Annotated in this window: 19 protein-coding genes, 1 tRNA gene and 1 pseudogene; 12 read left to right on the top strand and 9 right to left on the bottom strand. The window is 67.0% G+C overall.

Going from position 1 to position 16,370, the window contains the following annotated elements:
- The first annotated feature begins 141 nt into the window (after positions 1-141).
- From OEJ37_RS12225 to OEJ37_RS12180, 10 genes and pseudogenes are all read left to right on the top strand, one after another.
- A complete protein-coding gene (locus OEJ37_RS12225; RefSeq protein WP_152861915.1) occupies positions 142-888 on the top strand; it encodes an SDR family NAD(P)-dependent oxidoreductase in 747 nt (248 codons plus the stop codon).
- A 107-nt stretch (positions 889-995) separates the two neighbouring features.
- Entirely contained in the window at positions 996-1,484 is a 489-nt protein-coding gene (ybgC, locus tag OEJ37_RS12220; RefSeq protein WP_263344424.1) for a tol-pal system-associated acyl-CoA thioesterase, read from the top strand.
- Between the two features lie 130 nt (positions 1,485-1,614).
- Entirely contained in the window at positions 1,615-2,292 is a 678-nt protein-coding gene (gene tolQ, locus OEJ37_RS12215) for a protein TolQ (RefSeq protein ID WP_034182824.1), read from the top strand.
- 10 nt (positions 2,293-2,302) lie between these two features.
- The gene (tolR, locus tag OEJ37_RS12210) at positions 2,303-2,752 is read left to right on the top strand and encodes a protein TolR (protein WP_057926179.1); all 450 of its coding nucleotides are present in this window, start codon (positions 2,303-2,305) and stop codon (positions 2,750-2,752) included.
- Positions 2,749-3,795, top strand: coding sequence for a cell envelope integrity protein TolA (tolA, locus tag OEJ37_RS12205; RefSeq protein ID WP_174421165.1), 1,047 nt, complete (start codon positions 2,749-2,751; stop codon positions 3,793-3,795). The genes tolR and tolA overlap by 4 nt, the downstream gene beginning before the upstream one ends.
- Before the next feature lie 111 nt (positions 3,796-3,906).
- A complete protein-coding gene (gene tolB, locus OEJ37_RS12200) occupies positions 3,907-5,202 on the top strand; it encodes a Tol-Pal system beta propeller repeat protein TolB (protein WP_263344423.1) in 1,296 nt (431 codons plus the stop codon).
- Between the two features lie 17 nt (positions 5,203-5,219).
- Positions 5,220-5,729 carry a peptidoglycan-associated lipoprotein Pal gene (gene pal / locus OEJ37_RS12195; protein WP_034182820.1) on the top strand — a complete coding sequence of 170 codons (510 nt, stop codon included), beginning with the start codon at positions 5,220-5,222 and terminating at the stop codon, positions 5,727-5,729.
- Positions 5,730-5,748: 19 nt separating this feature from the next.
- Entirely contained in the window at positions 5,749-6,498 is a 750-nt protein-coding gene (gene ybgF / locus OEJ37_RS12190; RefSeq protein ID WP_152861923.1) for a tol-pal system protein YbgF, read from the top strand.
- Positions 6,499-6,627: 129 nt separating this feature from the next.
- A tRNA-Lys gene (locus OEJ37_RS12185) sits at positions 6,628-6,704 on the top strand.
- Between the two features lie 95 nt (positions 6,705-6,799).
- Positions 6,800-6,936: pseudogene (locus OEJ37_RS12180) on the top strand (integrase core domain-containing protein); the annotation flags it as partial.
- 16 nt (positions 6,937-6,952) lie between these two features.
- Here OEJ37_RS12180 and OEJ37_RS12175 read toward each other — a convergent pair.
- The 9 genes from OEJ37_RS12175 to OEJ37_RS12135 form a co-directional block, all read right to left on the bottom strand.
- A complete protein-coding gene (locus tag OEJ37_RS12175; protein ID WP_263344422.1) occupies positions 6,953-7,360 on the bottom strand; it encodes a DUF3592 domain-containing protein in 408 nt (135 codons plus the stop codon).
- A gap of 167 nt (positions 7,361-7,527) precedes the next feature.
- A complete protein-coding gene (locus OEJ37_RS12170) occupies positions 7,528-8,478 on the bottom strand; it encodes a fatty acid desaturase family protein (protein ID WP_263344421.1) in 951 nt (316 codons plus the stop codon).
- Positions 8,475-9,092, bottom strand: coding sequence for a phosphatase PAP2 family protein (locus OEJ37_RS12165; RefSeq protein WP_175919041.1), 618 nt, complete (start codon positions 9,090-9,092; stop codon positions 8,475-8,477). Before OEJ37_RS12165 ends, OEJ37_RS12170 begins: the two co-directional genes overlap by 4 nt.
- Positions 9,089-10,246 (bottom strand): hypothetical protein, encoded by a 1,158-nt coding sequence (locus OEJ37_RS12160; RefSeq protein WP_263344499.1) that lies wholly within the window; start codon positions 10,244-10,246, stop codon positions 9,089-9,091. Before OEJ37_RS12160 ends, OEJ37_RS12165 begins: the two co-directional genes overlap by 4 nt.
- On the bottom strand, positions 10,243-10,992 hold the full coding sequence (locus OEJ37_RS12155; RefSeq protein ID WP_263344420.1) for a hypothetical protein: 750 nt from the start codon (positions 10,990-10,992) through the stop codon (positions 10,243-10,245). Before OEJ37_RS12155 ends, OEJ37_RS12160 begins: the two co-directional genes overlap by 4 nt.
- The gene (locus OEJ37_RS12150; protein WP_263344419.1) at positions 10,989-12,005 is read right to left on the bottom strand and encodes a hypothetical protein; all 1,017 of its coding nucleotides are present in this window, start codon (positions 12,003-12,005) and stop codon (positions 10,989-10,991) included. The genes OEJ37_RS12155 and OEJ37_RS12150 overlap by 4 nt, the downstream gene beginning before the upstream one ends.
- A 46-nt stretch (positions 12,006-12,051) precedes the next feature.
- On the bottom strand, positions 12,052-13,116 hold the full coding sequence (locus OEJ37_RS12145) for a glycosyltransferase (protein ID WP_263344418.1): 1,065 nt from the start codon (positions 13,114-13,116) through the stop codon (positions 12,052-12,054).
- A 139-nt stretch (positions 13,117-13,255) separates the two neighbouring features.
- Positions 13,256-13,699 (bottom strand): inner membrane protein YiaA, encoded by a 444-nt coding sequence (yiaA, locus tag OEJ37_RS12140; RefSeq protein WP_174421173.1) that lies wholly within the window; start codon positions 13,697-13,699, stop codon positions 13,256-13,258.
- 104 nt (positions 13,700-13,803) lie between these two features.
- Complete coding sequence (locus OEJ37_RS12135; protein ID WP_263344417.1) at positions 13,804-14,751, bottom strand: cupin domain-containing protein; 948 nt, start codon at positions 14,749-14,751, stop codon at positions 13,804-13,806.
- A 129-nt stretch (positions 14,752-14,880) separates the two neighbouring features.
- Between OEJ37_RS12135 and OEJ37_RS12130 the strand changes: the two genes are divergently transcribed.
- On the top strand, positions 14,881-15,210 hold the full coding sequence (locus OEJ37_RS12130; protein ID WP_034182812.1) for a carboxymuconolactone decarboxylase family protein: 330 nt from the start codon (positions 14,881-14,883) through the stop codon (positions 15,208-15,210).
- 211 nt (positions 15,211-15,421) lie between these two features.
- Entirely contained in the window at positions 15,422-16,255 is an 834-nt protein-coding gene (locus tag OEJ37_RS12125) for a class II glutamine amidotransferase (RefSeq protein WP_174421187.1), read from the top strand.
- Positions 16,256-16,370 lie beyond the last annotated feature (115 nt).

Raw genomic sequence — 16,370 nt, 5'->3', positions numbered from 1 at the left:
CCGCACGGCAGTGCGCCGGAAGCAATTGGGGCCGGACTCTACGTGCCCGTGCCGAAACGCTTTGCCGCCTTGCCGCGGTGCGGCAATCTCAGTAGGCTTGCGGGATACCACCCGCTATTTTGTCATCGACCAGGAGCAGCAATGATCGTGTTCGTCACAGGCGCGTCCGCCGGCTTCGGCGCCGCCATCGCCCGTGCCTTCGTCAACGGAGGACACCGCGTAGTCGCCACCGCGCGCCGCAAGGATCGTCTCGATGCGCTCGCCGCCGAACTCGGCGATGCCCTTCTGCCGTTCGAGCTCGACGTGCGCGACCGCGCGGCCGTCGAAGCCGCGCCGGCCGCCCTTCCCGCCGAATTCGCGGCGCTCGACGTACTCGTCAACAACGCCGGCCTCGCGCTCGGCGTCGAGCCGGCCCACAAGGCCAGCCTCGACGAATGGCAGACCATGATCGACACGAACTGCTCGGGCCTCGTGACCGTCACGCACGCGCTGCTGCCCGGCATGATCGCGCGGGGCCGCGGCCATATTTTCAATCTCGGTTCGGTTGCCGGCACCTATCCGTATCCGGGCGGGAACGTATACGGCGCAACCAAGGCTTTTGTCCGACAATTCAGCCTGAACCTGCGCGCCGACCTGATCGGCACGCCGTTGCGCGTGACCGACATCGAGCCGGGCCTGTGCGGCGGCACGGAATTCTCGAACGTCCGCTTCCGCGGCGACGACGCGAAGGCGGCGAACGTCTACCAGAACGTCCAGCCGCTCACGCCCGAGGACATCGCCGACACGATCTACTGGATCGCCACGCGCCCGGCACACGTGAACATCAACACGATCGAGATGATGCCGGTCGCCCAGGCGCCGGCCGGCCTCACGATCCATCGCGGCTGACCCATCGCGCACAGCCGCGGCCGGCCTCCGGCCGGCCCGCGGTGTGCTGCGTCGTACTACATTCCGTTACGAAACGGTTACGAATCGGGTTCCTGCCTTCCGGTAGAATGCGCGCCATGACTCAGCCTACCCGCTCCCCGGAAGGGCGTTCCGGCTTTACCTGGCCGGTGCGCGTGTACTACGAGGATACCGATGCAGGCGGCATCGTCTTCTATGCCAACTACCTGAAGTTCTTCGAGCGCGCCCGCACCGAGTGGCTGCGCGCATGCGGCATCGACCAGCGCCAGCTCGCCGACGATACCGGCGCAATCTTCATCGTCCGCAGCACGTCGCTCGACTACCGCGCACCGGCGCGACTCGACGACACGCTGGCGATCACGAGCCGGCCGGGGCGCATCGGCCGCGCATCGGTGGAATTCAGGCAGGAAGCCTGGTGTGGCGACACGCTGCTCGTGGCCGGACATATCCGTCTCGGCTGCGTCGACCGTAACGGTATCCGGCCCGCGGCCATCCCGCAGGCCGTGCTCGACGCGCTGCACCGCGGGCCCGTCATCGACGCCGGGCAGACTGCTGTATTGTCAACGAAGCTCGCATGAGCGCCGTTTAGACAAAGCCTATGAACTTGCCTTTCTGATTCGATACTAAGCAAGGTTCGGCGCCAGGCTTGGCCGGCGCGCCGCGCCGCACGCATACCGGGCGCCCCGAAGGGACGTTACTCAAACCTCTATGAACACTTCTCAAGACCTGTCGATCATTTCCCTCGTCCTCAACGCGAGCGTGCTGGCCCAGGCCGTGATGGGGCTGCTGCTGCTGCTGTCGCTGATGTCGTGGACCTTCATCTTCCGCAAGTGGTTTGCGATCCGCCGCGCACGCGCGCAGACCGAGCGCTTCGAGAGGGATTTCTGGTCGGGCGGCGACCTGCAGGCGCTGTACCAGAGCGCGGCCAACAACCGCCACACGATCGGCGCGCTCGAGCGGATCTTCGAATCGGGGATGCGCGAATTCCTGAAGGCGAAGGAAAAGCGCCTCAGCGACCCGGGCCTCGTGCTCGACGGCGCACGCCGCGCGATGCGCGCGTCGTTCCAGCGTGAAATGGACGTGCTCGAGGCAAACCTCGCGTTCCTTGCGTCGGTCGGTTCGGTCAGCCCGTACATCGGCCTGTTCGGCACGGTCTGGGGGATCATGAACTCGTTCCGCGGCCTCGCGAACGTGCAGCAGGCCACGCTCGCGAACGTCGCGCCGGGCATCGCCGAGGCGCTCGTCGCCACCGCGATCGGCCTGTTCGCCGCGATTCCGGCGGTGGTCGCGTACAACCGCTACGCGCACGACATCGACCGACTCGCGATCCGCTTCGAGACCTTCATCGAAGAGTTCTCGAACATCCTGCAGCGTCAGGCCCAGTAAGGAGCGCGCCATGGCAGGAAGTCCCATCCGATCCAGCATGCGCGGCGGCCGCTCGCGCCGTGCAATGGCCGACATCAACGTCGTGCCGTACATCGACGTGATGCTGGTGCTGCTCGTGATCTTCATGGTCACCGCACCGCTCGTCGCCCCGTCGATCATCAACCTGCCGACCGTCGGCAATGCCGCGCCGCAGGAGCAGACACCGCCCGTCGTCGTCAACATCAAGGCCGACCGCACGATGAGCGTCAAGTACAAGGGCGACGCGGGCGCGACCCAGGAAGACACGATGACGAAGGCCGAGCTCGACAGCTTCATCTCGGCCCGGCAGGCCGATCATCCCGACCAGCCGGTCGTGATCGCGGCCGACAAGACCGTGCAGTACGATGCGGTCATGACCGTGATGTCGGATCTGAAGGCGCGCGGCGTCAAGCGCGTCGGCCTCCTCGTCAAATCGCAATGAACCGGCAGCAATCCACGCGCGGCACCGGCTACCCGTCTCAGCCTCCTCGCGAGCGCGGCACCTGGCGTGCTTTCGCGCTCGCCGCGCTGATGCACGTGCTGCTCGCGCTGTTTCTCTATCACGGCGTGCAGTGGCAGAACAGCACGCCGGCCGGCGCCGAAGCCGAGCTGTGGACCGAGGTGCCCGACGTCGCCGCGCCGCGGCCCGTCGTGACGCCGCCCGCGAAAGTCGCGCCGCCCCCTCCCCCGGTGCGCGACGAGCAGGCCGACATCGCGTTGCAGCAGAAGAAGCGGCAGCAGGAAGCGGCCGCGCGCGAAGCGCAGCTCGAGCAGCAGCGTCGCGCGCAGCAACTGAAGGCCCAGCAGGAAGAGGACGCCCGGCGCGCGCAGCTCGCCGCGCAGGCTGCCGCGCTCGCCGCGCAGAAGGCCGCAGAACGCGACAAGCAAAAGCAGGCCGACAAGCTCAAGCAACAGCAGCTCGCCGAGCAGCAGAAGCTCGAACAGCAGAAACTCCAGCAGCAGAAGCAGGCGCAACTCGAAGCTCAGCAGGCGGCAAAGGCGAAGTCCGATGCGGCCGCGAAGGCAAAGGCGGAAGCCCAGGCCAAGGCGAAGGCCGAAGCCACGGCGCGCGCGAAGGCCGAGGCGGCGGCGAACGCGAAGCTCGACCGCGAACGCAGCGCGCGTCTCGCGCAGATGCAGGGCCTGTCCGGCGCTGGCGAAGGCGGCGGCGAAGGCCTCGCGAAGAGCGGCACGGGCACGGGCTCCGGCGGCAATGCCGCATCGCCCGGCTATGCCGACAAGGTGCGCCGCCGCGTCAAGCCGAACATCGTTTGGGGCGGCGAACGAGCAGGCCTGACCACCGTCGTCAAGATTCGGTGCACGCCGTCCGGTGACGTATTGAGCGCATCGGTCTCCCGCTCCAGCGGGAATTCGGGGTGGGATCAAGCCGTGGTCAATGCGATCCACGCATCGGTCCCGTTGCCGCCCGATTCTAACGGTCGTACCCCGTCGGACATTACGATTACCTTCAAGGCGGCGGAGTGAAAGGAAATACGCTTACACTCCGGGCGTCGCTGTCGGACGGGAACGAATCGGGTATTTTTACTGTCTCTCTGCGGTTGCGCAGCGATCCAAGTCATACGGGAAGCAAGAAGCATGAGTTTGATGACAAAACTAGGTTTCAGGGCACTCGTGGCCTCGTGTCTGATTGCGGCGGGCAGCGCCGCTAACGCCCAGGTCAACGTGCTGATCACCGGTGTCGGTTCGACCCAGTTCCCCATTGCCACCGCGAATTTCGCGAACGAGGCAGGCCTGCCGCAGCAGGTCACGTCGATCGTCCGCGCCGACCTCGCCCGCAGCGGCAAATTCACCAACATCGACGCGGGCAGCACGCCCGTGCCCGAGACCGCCTCGGTCGATCTCGGCGCATGGAAGGCCAAGGGCGCGAATGCGTTCGTCGCCGGCAGCGTGAACCGCGACGCGAACGGCCAGTACAAGGTCAACTTCATCCTGTACGACACCGTGAAGCAGCAAAGCCTCGGCGGCCTGTCGCTGACGGCCACCGACACCACGCTGCGCACGGCCGGCCACAAGATCGCCGACTACATCTACCAGAAGCTGCTCGGCGTGCGCGGCGTATTCGCCACGCGCCTGTCGTACGTGATCAAGACCGGTAATCGCTACCAGCTGCAGATTTCGGATTCGGACGGCCAGAACCCGCGCATCGCACTGTCGAGCGCCGAGCCGATCATCTCGCCGGCCTGGTCGCCGAACGGCACGAAGGTCGCGTACGTGTCGTTCGAGCGCAAGAAGCCGATCGTCTATATCCACGACCTGCCGACCGGCCGCCGCTACATCGTCTCCGACCAGAAGGGCAACAACAGCGCACCGGCGTGGTCGCCGGACAGCAACACGCTTGCCGTCGCGCTGTCGCTGACGGGCAATACGCAAATCTATACGGTCAACTCGACCGGCGGCGGCCTGCGCCGACTCACGCAGAGCAGCTCGATCGACACCGAGCCGTTCTACTCGCCGGACGGCCGCTGGATCTACTTCACGAGCGATCGCGGCGGCGCGCCGCAGATCTACCGGATGCCCGCACAGGGCGAAAGCGCCGGTGCCGCGCAGCGCGTGACCTTCACCGGCAGCTACAACACGAGCCCGCGTGTGAGCCCGGACGGCAAGCTGCTCGCCTACATCTCCCGCACCGGTGGGGGCTTCAAGCTGTACGTTCAGGATCTGCAATCCGGCGCAGCGAACGCCATCACGAATACGAATCGCGACGAATCGCCGAGCTTCGCGGCAAACGGCCAGTACCTTCTGTACGCTACCCAGTCGGGTGGTCGCAACGTTCTGGCTGCAGTGCCCTCCGACGGCAGCGCGCCGCCGCAAATCCTGTCCGTCCAGGGCAGCTCCGTTCGTGAGCCGTCCTGGGGGCCCTTCATGCAATGACCACAAGGAGAGTAACCATGATGTCGAATAAGGCTCGTCTGGCCCTGGCCGTGATGATGATCAGCGCGCTCGCAGCGTGCAAGTCGGGCGTGAAGCTCGACGACAAGGCAAACGCGGGTGCGGTCAGCACGCAACCGAGCGCCGACAATGTCGCGCAAGTGAACGTCGATCCGCTGAACGACCCGAACAGCCCGCTCGCGAAGCGCAGCATCTACTTCGACTTCGACAGCTATTCGGTGAAGGACGAGTACCAGCCGCTGATGCAGCAGCACGCGCAGTACCTGAAGAGCCACCCGCAGCGCCACGTGCTGATCCAGGGCAACACCGACGAACGCGGCACGAGCGAGTACAACCTCGCGCTCGGCCAGAAGCGTGCGGAAGCCGTCCGCCGCGCGATGGCGCTGCTCGGCGTGAACGATTCGCAGATGGAAGCCGTGAGCCTCGGCAAGGAAAAGCCGCAGGCAACGGGTCACGACGAAGCATCGTGGGCGCAGAACCGTCGCGCCGACCTCGTCTACCAACAGTAAGTAACGGAAGAATCGCCGTATGACGCATCGTTCAACCTGGCTGCGCGCAGCCGCAGCTATCTGCGTCGTCGGCGCGGCGTGGTCGGCCGCGCCGGCGCACGCCGGCGTGTTCGACGACAACGAAGCGCGCCGCGCCGTGCTCGACCTGCGCAGCAAGACCGACAACCTGGCGAGCCAGTTGTCCGCCGCCCAGCGTACGATCCTCGATCAATCCGGCCGTCTCGACCAGCTGAACCAGCAGGTCGCGACGCTGCGCGGCGAGAACGAGGACCTGACGAACCGGCTGACGACGCTCGAGCGGCAGCAGAAGGAGTACTACCAGGATCTCGACACGCGGCTCAAGAAGTTCGAGCCGCAGCAGGCGACGATCGACGGTGTCGAAGGTACCGTGCAGCCGGGTGAAACGGATGCGCTCAGCGCGGCGCAGCAGCAGTTCCGCAACGGCAACTTCAAGGCGGCGGCGGCTTCGTTCCGCAGCTTCATCGCGAAGTATCCGCAGAGCCCCTACCAGCCGACCGCGCAGTACTGGCTCGGCAATGCGCAATACGCGCTGCGCGACTATCGCGGCTCGACGGCGACGTGGCAAGGGATCGTCAGCAAGTACCCGCAGCATCCGCGTGCGGCCGACGCCCTCGTGGCGATCGGTACGAACCAGCTCGAACAAGGCCAGAAGGCGGCCGCGAAGAAGACGTTCGAACAGGTGGTGTCGCAGTACGCCGGGTCGAACGCGGCGCAGACGGCGCAGGGCAAGCTCGAAACGATCAAATAATTATCGTGGCGGATTGTTGACAGGCCAGCAATCCGTCGCTATAATTTTTTGCTCTTTGGGTCGCTAGCCAAGCCGCATCGGCTACAGCCTGAAGCCGTTTTTCTCGTTCTCGAGCAGTTTTGAGAACGTGGGGTGGTAACTCAGTTGGTTAGAGTATCTGACTTTTAATCAGAGAGTCGAGGGTTCGAGTCCCTCCCACCCTACCATCTATCTTTTCGATAGTTGCAATTGAAGCCTCCCGCGTGGAGGCTTTTTTGCGTCTGCCTGTTGCCGTGTCGGGCTCGAATTTTCCACTTCCCGTATCGGCCCGTCCTTCATCAGCCCGGTGGCCCATGGCAAAACGGCTTCGTCGAAAGCGTCAATGGCAAGCTGCGCGACGAGTTGCTGAATCGCGAATGGTTCTGCAGCCGCGCCGAAGCCACGACACTCATTCAGCGTCATGCTCGGCGCGCATTCAGTTGCGTCGAGCGCCATACCTTGGCCGGAACGATTCACCTGTCAAGCCGGCGTACATAAACGCAATCGCGAAAGCGACCGACAGGATCGACTCGAGCCAATTGTTCATGAACGTATCGACTTTCGCGGTGGCGCTCGGCCTGGCCGGGTCATAGCGAACCGGAACCGCGTCGCCGACCGCCACTGTCACGAAACTCGCCGGAAACGAAACGTGCTCGCCGCTTTGCGTCACGAACGCAATCTCCGGATGATGCGCACCGTAGTTCAACTGAACGACCGTTCCCTGCACGGCGACGGACGTCCTGACGAAAGCGAACCGTTCGTTGATCGAGGCTGCGCTCCAGACCGCCATGGCAACGCCGATCGCCAATGCCACGTAATTGAACCTGCCAGCCTTGCCGGTCATCCTGTTTCCCGATATCGAACGGCAGACGGCCCTCGCACCATCCGGCACGCATCGTCACCTTACCGCAGGCTCCATATCCGTCACGGCCAACGCACGGTCGCCGCCACGCCCCTCCTCCACCGTCGCCACTCCCGGCGCACGCAACCGCACGATCCCTCGCCTGCCAGTCAACGCACGCTCACGGCGCGCAGCACCACACCGTATCCCGCGTACAGATTGCCGTCAGGCAACAACTGCTGCTGCGCGAGTTGCCGATGCACGACCGGCAGGTTATGGAACGGCATCCGCGTGTACAGATGATGTTCGATATGGAAATGGATCGCGTGCGGGCCGAACAGGAACGTCTGCCACGAACGCCGGACGATTGTGCGCGCGTTGCGGCTCTGGTCCTCGCAAGCCGGCAGCCCCGCGTGCTCGAAGATCGCGCGCACCTGCCCGGCGAGCGGCAACAGCGTAACGGACGGCACGATCCACAACCCGATGTACAGCAGCGGATGTCCGGCCAGCACAAGCGCGCCGAACAGCAGGCCGTTGCCGGCCAGCATCGATGCGATTTCCCACGCCGCATACGCGCGCGATTTCCGGACCTTCGGCAACGCATGCGCAAATTCGCCGCGTGCGAGCTTCACGACGCTCGTCACGTAGCCGATCCCGCACGCGTACGCGAGCAGGCGGCCGATCAGCCGCCCACGCGTCACCGGATAGTCGTGAACGCCGAACAGCAGCGCGACGGGATCGTCCGGCTGCATCGGCGCGCGATGGTGCTTCAGATGGCCCGCACGATACGTGCGCAGCGACAGCCACAGCGGGCCGGCCGCGAACAACTGGCCCAGTACGTCGTTGACGCGCCGGTGCCGTGCCAGCAACCCGTGCGCGCCCTCGTGCATCATGACCGCGAGCGCAAGCTGGCTGCGTGCGATCACGACCGCGCCAAACGCGTACACGAGCGGATGCGGGAACGCGATCGCCATCGCGAACGCAACGGCGATCATCAGCCAGTCGCCTGCCAGCGCCGCGCCGACACGCAACGCGTTCACGCGAAACAGCGCGGGATCGGGCACGAACCGTGCAAGCCCGACATTCTGGCCGGCATGATGAACATGGGCATCCGTCGTCATGCGAGCCTCCTGCGCAGCGAACGCCGCTCGCCCCACAGCGCGCCGACCATCGCCAGCGCGACACCACCCAATACGTCGGCGACCGTATGCTGCTTGAGCGTCAGTGTCGACGCACAGATCAGCAGGCCGATCGCTGTCGCCACGATCCGGCGCCGGTCCGTCAGCATCCGGCAGGCAAGACATGTCACCGCGACATGCAGGCTCGGAAAACCGTTGGCCGCGAGATCGAGCTGCCACATGCGCACGAGACGGTGGCGCACGAACGTATTGCCGATCTCCGCGACGTCGGGCCGCGGCACGGCTTCCGGAAACAGCAGGAAGCAGACGACACCGAGCACGAACGCGATCAGCACGGCCTCCTTGAACGCGGCGAACGCGGGCGGTCGTGCATACGCGGCAAGTGCAATCACGAACGGAAAGAAGCCGACATAGACGAACCACGACCATGCGATGAACGGAATCCGCGCATCGATCGCCGTGGCAAACACATAGCGCGGCGTGACACTGCGCTCCAGCAGAAAGAAGATCGCGAGGCCCGCGGCCATGCCGAACGTCGCGGCCAGCATCTGCCGGATATCGGGTCGGCGATCGTCACGAAGCGACACCGTATTCATCGCGGCGCCGGCGCCTCGCATCGGGGATCCGCATCGGCCGTCCGCGCATGCGGACGCAGCGCGTGGATGTGCGACGTCCACGCATCCACGCGCGCACGCGCATGCTCGCGACCGGCGATCGTTCCTGCCGGCGTGCCCGGATTGCGCATCAGGTCCGCCGCGGCCTGTCCGACCTCCCGCCGGAACGCGGCCGCATCACCGCGCCACGTGACGATGCGATGCACGAGTTGCAGCCGCGCCGCGCGCGCGGCATTGCTCGCCTGCTCGGGCTGATCGGTCAGCACGAGCAGGATCGGGCGGCGATACACGCGCGCGATCGACAGCGCGGCCATTCCGGGTGCGGACACGATCAGCGGCGCGTGCGCGGCACGCATCGCCCAGTCGGTATCGACACCGGTCCAGCCGTCGTGCCCGGCGTAACCCTCGCCCACTCGGTGCGCGGCGAGCCCCGCGTCGCACATGCCGGCCGACAGCGCATCGGCGAGCGCGACATCGCGAAAGTGTGGATTCAGATACACGGCGGCGGCAGCCGGCTCCGATGCCGGCAGTTCGGCGACGACCGGCACCGGCGTCGGCAACCGGCAATGCCCGCGCGATCGCTGCGCATCGTCGGCCATCTCGTACGCAAAGTCGTGCTCGATGCAGCACCGCGCCGAATCGATCTGCCAGTCGACGATCCGCGCAAACGCACGCGCCAGCGCGCGCGGCAGCCGCGCGTCGAAATTCGCGGTCAGCGCGCGGCGCAGGCTGCCGCCGTACACGTGAACGATGCGGCGCCGCCAGCCCGGCATCGCGCCCATGAACAACAGCGCCGGATGAAACGAGTCGTTGATCACGAGATCGGCATCGCGAACGAGCGATCGCAGCCGCGCGATGTCGCGCAGCATGCGCGTCGGCCTGAACACGTAATGCGCGACATTGCGATCGGTCGCGTCGCGCAGCATGTTCTGCCGCGCGTCGAACTGCACCGCGTAGTGACGGGACAGCACGGGAGCGTCGATGCCGAACGCGGACAGGAATGCCTGCCCCGCATCGGACGTCGTCAGCACGTCGACCTGCGCGCCGGCCTTGCGCAGCGCATGCACGAGCAGTTGCGCGCGCATCAGGTGGCCGCGTGCGTCGGCCGTCGCGAGATAGGCGATCCGCGGCATCATGCGCGCGGACGAAGCGACTGGATCCATCCGGCCGCGTACATCGCCAGCGCGCCCGTCACGCCGAAACCTGCTTCGATCGCGCGGATCTCGTCCAGCAACGCGGCGAGATGCGCGGCCTCGGACGGCGCGACGAGACGGCGCAGCGTGTCCGAGCAGAGCCGGACGTGCCGCGTCTCGTCGGCGAGCACGCGGGCGAGCAGCGGATACAGCGGATGCGCGTCGCCGATCGTCCCGCAGTGGCGCGCCAGCACGCGCATCGCCATCTGTTCCGCGCACAGGCCGGTCGCATAGGCCGGCACGAGCACGCCCTGCGCGAAATGCGGCGCATAGCGCTGCGCGAGCCGGCGCCATCGCATGATCTTGCGCCGGCTCAGCCAATCGGGTTCGTGCGGCTCCGTCGATGGCGCCACGCCGCGCACGCGCAGCGCATCGGCAAACGCGGCCGCATGGCGGCGCTCGTCCGCGAGATGCTGCTCGATGCGCGGCGCGAGCCAGTCCGGCGGCTGTCCGGTCCAGTCGTCGTGCAACGCGCACTCGGTCGCTTCTTCGCCGATCAGATACATGCGCAGCATCCAGCGCTCGCCATGCGTGCTGCGATGAAGCTGCCGGATCGCCGCCCGCTTGATGCGATCGACGAGATACGCACGTACCCGCGCCGCGCCGCGCCGTATGGGTGCATCGAGACAATCGAAGCGCTCGCCGTGCGCCGCCTGCGGCGATGCGGGCAGTTCGCCTGCCGCGGTCATGCCGGCACGCCCGGTGCGGACGCGGATCTCGTCGCGGATGCCGCAGCGGCCGCCGGATCGCGACGCCAGCCGAGAATCAGGCCGACGAAGCTTTCCTGCATGAACGCATGCGCGGACGCGGCCGCGCCCGCGAATGCCTCCTCGCGGCCGTTCACGCGCAGATAGCCGTTGCCGTCGCGCGCGCCGAATTCGATCCGGTCGTTCTTCCTGAAACCGCGCTCGCGCATCTCCTTCAAGAGCGAGCTGCCGTCGAGACCGAACAGGAACAGCTCGCGCTGCGCGACCCACACCGGAATGTGATTGCTCAGTGCTTCGAAACGAATCGACCACGTGCCGGCCGCGAGTGCGCGATCGACGTCCGCATCGTGCGGCGCGTTCGACGTGAAGCTCGCACGTGCGACCGGCTTCGTCAGGCCGCCGACACCGAGCGCGATCGTGATGTCGTCGGCTGACGGCTGCTTCGGATCGGTCGCGCTCACCTTCACGAGATGCCGCGCAAGCCGCGATGCCAGCGACGGATGCGCGAACAGCGCGAGCGTTTCGTCCGGCGTCAGCACGTCGCGCTCGCTGTCGCCCTCCTTCACGCGCACGCGATACGGATCGATCCGGACATCGGTGAACTTGCCGTGCACCGGCGCATGGACATACACGTCGCGGTCCCATTTCGCACCATCGCGATGCAACAGCACGTGCACGCTCAACGGCACGCGCCGGCCGTCGCCGTCGACGCCCGTGCCCTGCAGCAGCACGTCGCCGCGCACGTCCTTCGTGCGGCGATTCGCGTCGCTCGAAAAGACGATCGCGTGCGCGTCGGTATCGATGCTCGCGTGAACGTCTGGCGCATCGAGCGCGACGCGATTGCAGTCCGTCGCGGCCGCGCTCGCGAACGGGCAGCCGCTTTGCGACGCGAAGTGGACGATCCCGCGCCCCGCGTGATCGACCGGCGCGGCATGGGCGCCGGCGCAGGCGGCAAACAGGGCGAGGCAGGCAACACGGGTGGCGAATGAAGGCATGGTCGTCGTCGGGATGAATGCAGGGAGTCGGCGTGTCGGCGCCGTTTCAATGACGGTGATAGGACAGCGCTTCGAGATCGCGCCGGGCCGACGCCCGTCCCGCGAGACCGAAACCGCGTGCGAGCGCGCCGAGCGTATCGACGGCGGACGCGGCGATCGTGACGCCGACGGCCGCGAGATAACGGACGGCGCCAAGCCGCGGCAGTTGCTGGCGATCGAGCGCGCGCAGGCTGTAGCCGAGCCGCATCGCCATCACGCAGAACGGACCGAGCGGGCCGCTGCGGCCGAGCCACTGCCACTGGCGCGGCAGGTACGCGTTCACGAGATACGGCGTCAGCCCGACGCTGTCCTCGCCGCGCATCCAGCGCAGCTTCAGCGATTCGCGGTGCGTGTCCGGCAGCCGATGCTCGGTGTGCGCGGCCGGCGCGAACTCGACGGCCACGCCGGCCGCCTGCATCCGCAGCCCCATCACCTGGCAATGCGCGCGATAGACGCCGTCGAGCGGCTCGTAGCGGAATTGCGCGAACACGTCGCGCCGGAACGCGACGTTGTTCGCGTAGAAGTTGCGTGTCGCGCCGTCGCGCAGCGGGCTCGGGAAATACATGAAATCGATCGACGTCAGCGCGGTGCCGAGCACGTTCGGCGCATAGCTGGTCCGCCCCGCCACCGCGGCGGGCACATCGTCCGCATCGCGCGCGAACGGCGCGAGCAGGTGCTCGAGCCAGTCGTCGGCCGGCCGGCAATCGGCATCGCCGAACACGACGATGTCGCAGCGGGCCGCGTCGACGCGATCGAAGCCGTCGTTCTTCGCATCGTAGTAGCCGGTGCTCGCACCGATCTCGACGAAGTCGATCGGCCGGCCAGCCAGCGCGGCAATCTGCGCGCACGCATCGCCAGGCAGGCCGTCGTGCGTGATGATCCATTGCGCGAGTGCCGCGGGCGGCACGGTCTGCTTCGACAGCGCCGACACGAGGCGCTTCAGGCTGTCGACGGCCTGTGCAAGGCCGGCGCCGCCGCGCAGGTTGTTCGTCTCCAGCACGAACGCGGCCTTCGCGGCCACGGCACGGGCTGCCGCGCGCGTGCGCGGTGCGGTGTCTGTGATGTCTGGCATCCTGAATATCTCCATCGTCATGCGCAGCGGCACGGATGAAACGAATGGACTGGGAGCCTGCGGCGCGCCGGCGAATGCGGGGCGCAGCCGGCGTCGTCTCGAAACGGGCGGCCTTCGCAGGCGCCCGCCCCGTGTGCCGTTACTCCTGGACGGACGGCGCGGAATCGGCGTCGGTATAACGCGGCTTCGCGCTCTGCAGGTCGCGCGTGTTCTTCTGCACGGCCACCGCGCCGAACAGCGCGAGCACGAACGACATCGCGTAGAAGCCCTTCTCGCTCAGTTGCAGCGTTGCGTTGAAGAGGCCGACGACCAGCAGCGCGATGGACAGCAGCAGCGCGATCCAACTGATGCCGTAGTAGATGCCGGTGACGGGGATGCCTTCCGCGCGGTCGCGGACGCTTTTCTGCAGCGAGATCGCCGCATAAAGGCCGAACGCCAGCACGGTGAAGTAGTAGCCCTTCTCGTTGAGCTGCATGCCGGCGTTCCAGAGCCCGATCAGGAATGCCGCGAAACCTGCGATCAGTGCGGCCCACGATGCGGCCACGAACGCGAACGACGGCTGCTGGATGGTGGTCTGGTTCATTTGCTTTGCCCTCTCTTTCTTGTTGTTCGAAATCGTTTTCGTTGAACTGCGTTTCGCGCATGGTAGCAGCTTTGGCGCGCGCCAAGACGGCCGCGCTTGCACTCTTACATGCCGCGCTGCGCGCGCCGCCAGCGCCCGGGCGTCGTGCCGAGCACCGCGCGAAACGCCTTGCCGAAGGCCGCCTCGGACTGGTAACCGACCGCCTGGCCGATCTCCGCCTGCCCGCGCTGCGTATCCTGCAGCAGCGCGCACGCGTGCATCATCCGGATCTGCGCGACGAACGCGCCGACGCTCATCCCGGCTTTCTCGCGGAAATGCCGCGCATACGTCGCGCGCGACATCGCCGCTGCGTCGCCGAGCGACTCGACCGTCCACGGCTGCTCCGGCGCCTGCAGCACGGCCTGGACCGACGGGCCGAGCCGCGCATCGGCCGCGAGCGCGAGCCAGCCGGACGGCACGCGCGCGTCGCGGCCGTACGCGCGCAACGCATACGCGAGCAGCGCCTGGCCGAGCGCATTCACGATCGCGCCGGCGCCCGGCTGCACATTCGACGCCTCGGTGCGCAGCACGCTCGTCAGCAGTTGCAGCGGCGCGAACCCCGACGCCTCGCGCAACCCGACGTGCAGCACCTGCGGCAGCGTGCGCATCAGCAGTTCGCCCGCGCCGCGCGCATAGACGAAACGTCCGCACAGCAGGTCCACGCTCGCGTTGCCCGGGTCGGCCGGATCGCGATTCGACTTGACCGGGACCACCGCGCCGCCGGCGGCATCCGGTTCGCGCAGCGGCGCGACCGGTCGCGACCGGCCGCCCCCCGCATCGAGCAGGTCGTGCGCGCCGCCCGCGGGCAGCAGCACGAAATCGCCGTCGGCGAGCTGCAGCGTGCGCCCGTCGGCGGTACGCAGCCGGCACGTGCCGGCCAGCAGCAGGTGGAACGCCGCCTCGCCGGGCGGCAACGGATCGTGCGGCATTGCGAACGGCCCGTCGAGCAGGCAGCGCACGTCGAGTTCGACATGGCTGCGGCCCAGCGACAACAGTTGACTCAATGCATCCATGAGACGATCGCGCTAAAAATTGACACTCTAGCGTATCGAAACCCTCAGCGCGAACGATCAGAATAGCCCTGCATCGCCCGAGATCGCGGCGCCCGCCGCCCTCCTCACCTCTACTCGAAAGGACGCATCATGCTGAACTGGAACGAATACCGGAAGGAACTCTCGACGCGCATCGGCGATATCGCCAAGCTGTCGCCCGATACGCTGGCCGGCTACCAGGCGCTGGCAGGGGCCGGCGCCAAGACGGGCCATCTCGACGCGAAGACGCGCGAACTGATCGCGCTCGCGGTGGCCGTCACGACGCGCTGCGACGGCTGTATCGCCGTGCACACGGCCGAAGCGACGAAGCATGGCGCGACCAGGGAGGAAGTGGCGGAAGCGCTCGGCGTCGCGATTGCACTGAATGCGGGCGCGGCACTCGTCTATTCGGCCCGCGTGATGGACGCGCTCGGCGACTGAGCGTGTCGGCCGAGGCGGCGCCATCGCGTGCCGCCTCGCTGCGTGGCGCCCGGCCGCCTGGCCGGGCGGTTGCGCATCGCGCGTACGGATGCGTTACGTACGAGTATTGGACAGCGCGCTCGCACGGACAACCGTGCCGGCAGGCCGCAGACGCAGCCGCGCGGTGAAGTCGGCTACCATGCGCGAACGATTCATCGTGAAGGAGCGCACCATGTGCCGCTGGCTCGCCTATACGGGCAATCCTATCCATCTCGAGACCGTGCTGTTCCGCGCGAAGCATTCGTTGATCGACCAGAGCCTGCATTCCGAGCTCGGCGCCACGACCACCAATGGCGACGGTTTCGGCATCGGCTGGTACGGGCACCCCGACGAACTGCCGTTCCGCTACCGCTCCGTGCATCCCGCGTGGAACGACCGCAACCTGCGCGAAGCCGCGCGCGCGATCCGCTCGCGGATGTTCATCGCGCATATCCGCGCGGCGACCGAAACGCCGGTGCAGGAAACCAACTGCCACCCGTTCCGCCACGGCCGCTGGCTGTTCGCGCACAACGGGCTGATCCGCGGCTTCCACAAGCTGCGCCGCGACCTGACGATGAAGGTCGATCCCGCGCTGTTCCCGACGCTCGAAGGCTCGACCGATTCCGAGCTGATGTTCCGCCTCGCGCTGACGTATGGTCTCGAGCAGACGCCGCTGCAAGCGCTCGAACGGATGGCCGGCGTGGTCGAGGAAACCGCTGCGCGGCATCGCGTGGCCGACCCGCTCAACATGACGGTCTGCGCGACCGACGGCGAACGGATCATCGCGGTGCGCTACTCGAGCGAACGGCAATCGCGTTCGCTGTTCCACAGCACGTCGTTCAAGCACCTGCACGAGCTGTATCCGCATGACCCGCGCATCGCCGAAGTCGGCAACGACGCGTTCATGGTCGTATCCGAGCCGCTCGTCGATCTGTGCGGCGCGTGGGAAGAAGTGCCGGAGAGCATGGCGATCGTCGCGCACGGGGCGGACGTGCAGCAGCGGCCGTTCGAGCCGCGGCAGAAGTAGCGGCCGGCACCGTTCGCGCCGTCACGCGCGGCGCATGAACCGCAAATGGAGAGAGGCAAAGAATCGTTGCGGATCGCGGTGTCCGGCGAGCGTTGACCAACGCGCCGACCGCCAG

Origin of the sequence: Burkholderia sp. BKH01 (assembly GCF_025685725.1) — a bacterium.
Taxonomy (GTDB): Bacteria; Pseudomonadota; Gammaproteobacteria; order Burkholderiales; family Burkholderiaceae; genus Burkholderia; species Burkholderia pyrrocinia_C.
Note: the sequence above shows the minus strand (reverse complement) of the source record. Positions and strands in the feature narration are given on the sequence as shown.

Coding starts and splice junctions, on each gene's coding strand:
- OEJ37_RS12225 (WP_152861915.1), top strand. CDS start 142: ATGATCGTGTTCGTCACAGGCGCGTCCGCCGGCTTCGGCGCCGCCATC.
- ybgC (WP_263344424.1), top strand. CDS start 996: ATGCGCGCCATGACTCAGCCTACCCGCTCCCCGGAAGGGCGTTCCGGC.
- tolQ (WP_034182824.1), top strand. CDS start 1,615: ATGAACACTTCTCAAGACCTGTCGATCATTTCCCTCGTCCTCAACGCG.
- tolR (WP_057926179.1), top strand. CDS start 2,303: ATGGCAGGAAGTCCCATCCGATCCAGCATGCGCGGCGGCCGCTCGCGC.
- tolA (WP_174421165.1), top strand. CDS start 2,749: ATGAACCGGCAGCAATCCACGCGCGGCACCGGCTACCCGTCTCAGCCT.
- tolB (WP_263344423.1), top strand. CDS start 3,907: ATGAGTTTGATGACAAAACTAGGTTTCAGGGCACTCGTGGCCTCGTGT.
- pal (WP_034182820.1), top strand. CDS start 5,220: ATGATGTCGAATAAGGCTCGTCTGGCCCTGGCCGTGATGATGATCAGC.
- ybgF (WP_152861923.1), top strand. CDS start 5,749: ATGACGCATCGTTCAACCTGGCTGCGCGCAGCCGCAGCTATCTGCGTC.
- OEJ37_RS12175 (WP_263344422.1), bottom strand. CDS start 7,360: ATGACCGGCAAGGCTGGCAGGTTCAATTACGTGGCATTGGCGATCGGC.
- OEJ37_RS12170 (WP_263344421.1), bottom strand. CDS start 8,478: ATGACGACGGATGCCCATGTTCATCATGCCGGCCAGAATGTCGGGCTT.
- OEJ37_RS12165 (WP_175919041.1), bottom strand. CDS start 9,092: ATGAATACGGTGTCGCTTCGTGACGATCGCCGACCCGATATCCGGCAG.
- OEJ37_RS12160 (WP_263344499.1), bottom strand. CDS start 10,246: ATGATGCCGCGGATCGCCTATCTCGCGACGGCCGACGCACGCGGCCAC.
- OEJ37_RS12155 (WP_263344420.1), bottom strand. CDS start 10,992: ATGACCGCGGCAGGCGAACTGCCCGCATCGCCGCAGGCGGCGCACGGC.
- OEJ37_RS12150 (WP_263344419.1), bottom strand. CDS start 12,005: ATGCCTTCATTCGCCACCCGTGTTGCCTGCCTCGCCCTGTTTGCCGCC.
- OEJ37_RS12145 (WP_263344418.1), bottom strand. CDS start 13,116: ATGCCAGACATCACAGACACCGCACCGCGCACGCGCGCGGCAGCCCGT.
- yiaA (WP_174421173.1), bottom strand. CDS start 13,699: ATGAACCAGACCACCATCCAGCAGCCGTCGTTCGCGTTCGTGGCCGCA.
- OEJ37_RS12135 (WP_263344417.1), bottom strand. CDS start 14,751: ATGGATGCATTGAGTCAACTGTTGTCGCTGGGCCGCAGCCATGTCGAA.
- OEJ37_RS12130 (WP_034182812.1), top strand. CDS start 14,881: ATGCTGAACTGGAACGAATACCGGAAGGAACTCTCGACGCGCATCGGC.
- OEJ37_RS12125 (WP_174421187.1), top strand. CDS start 15,422: ATGTGCCGCTGGCTCGCCTATACGGGCAATCCTATCCATCTCGAGACC.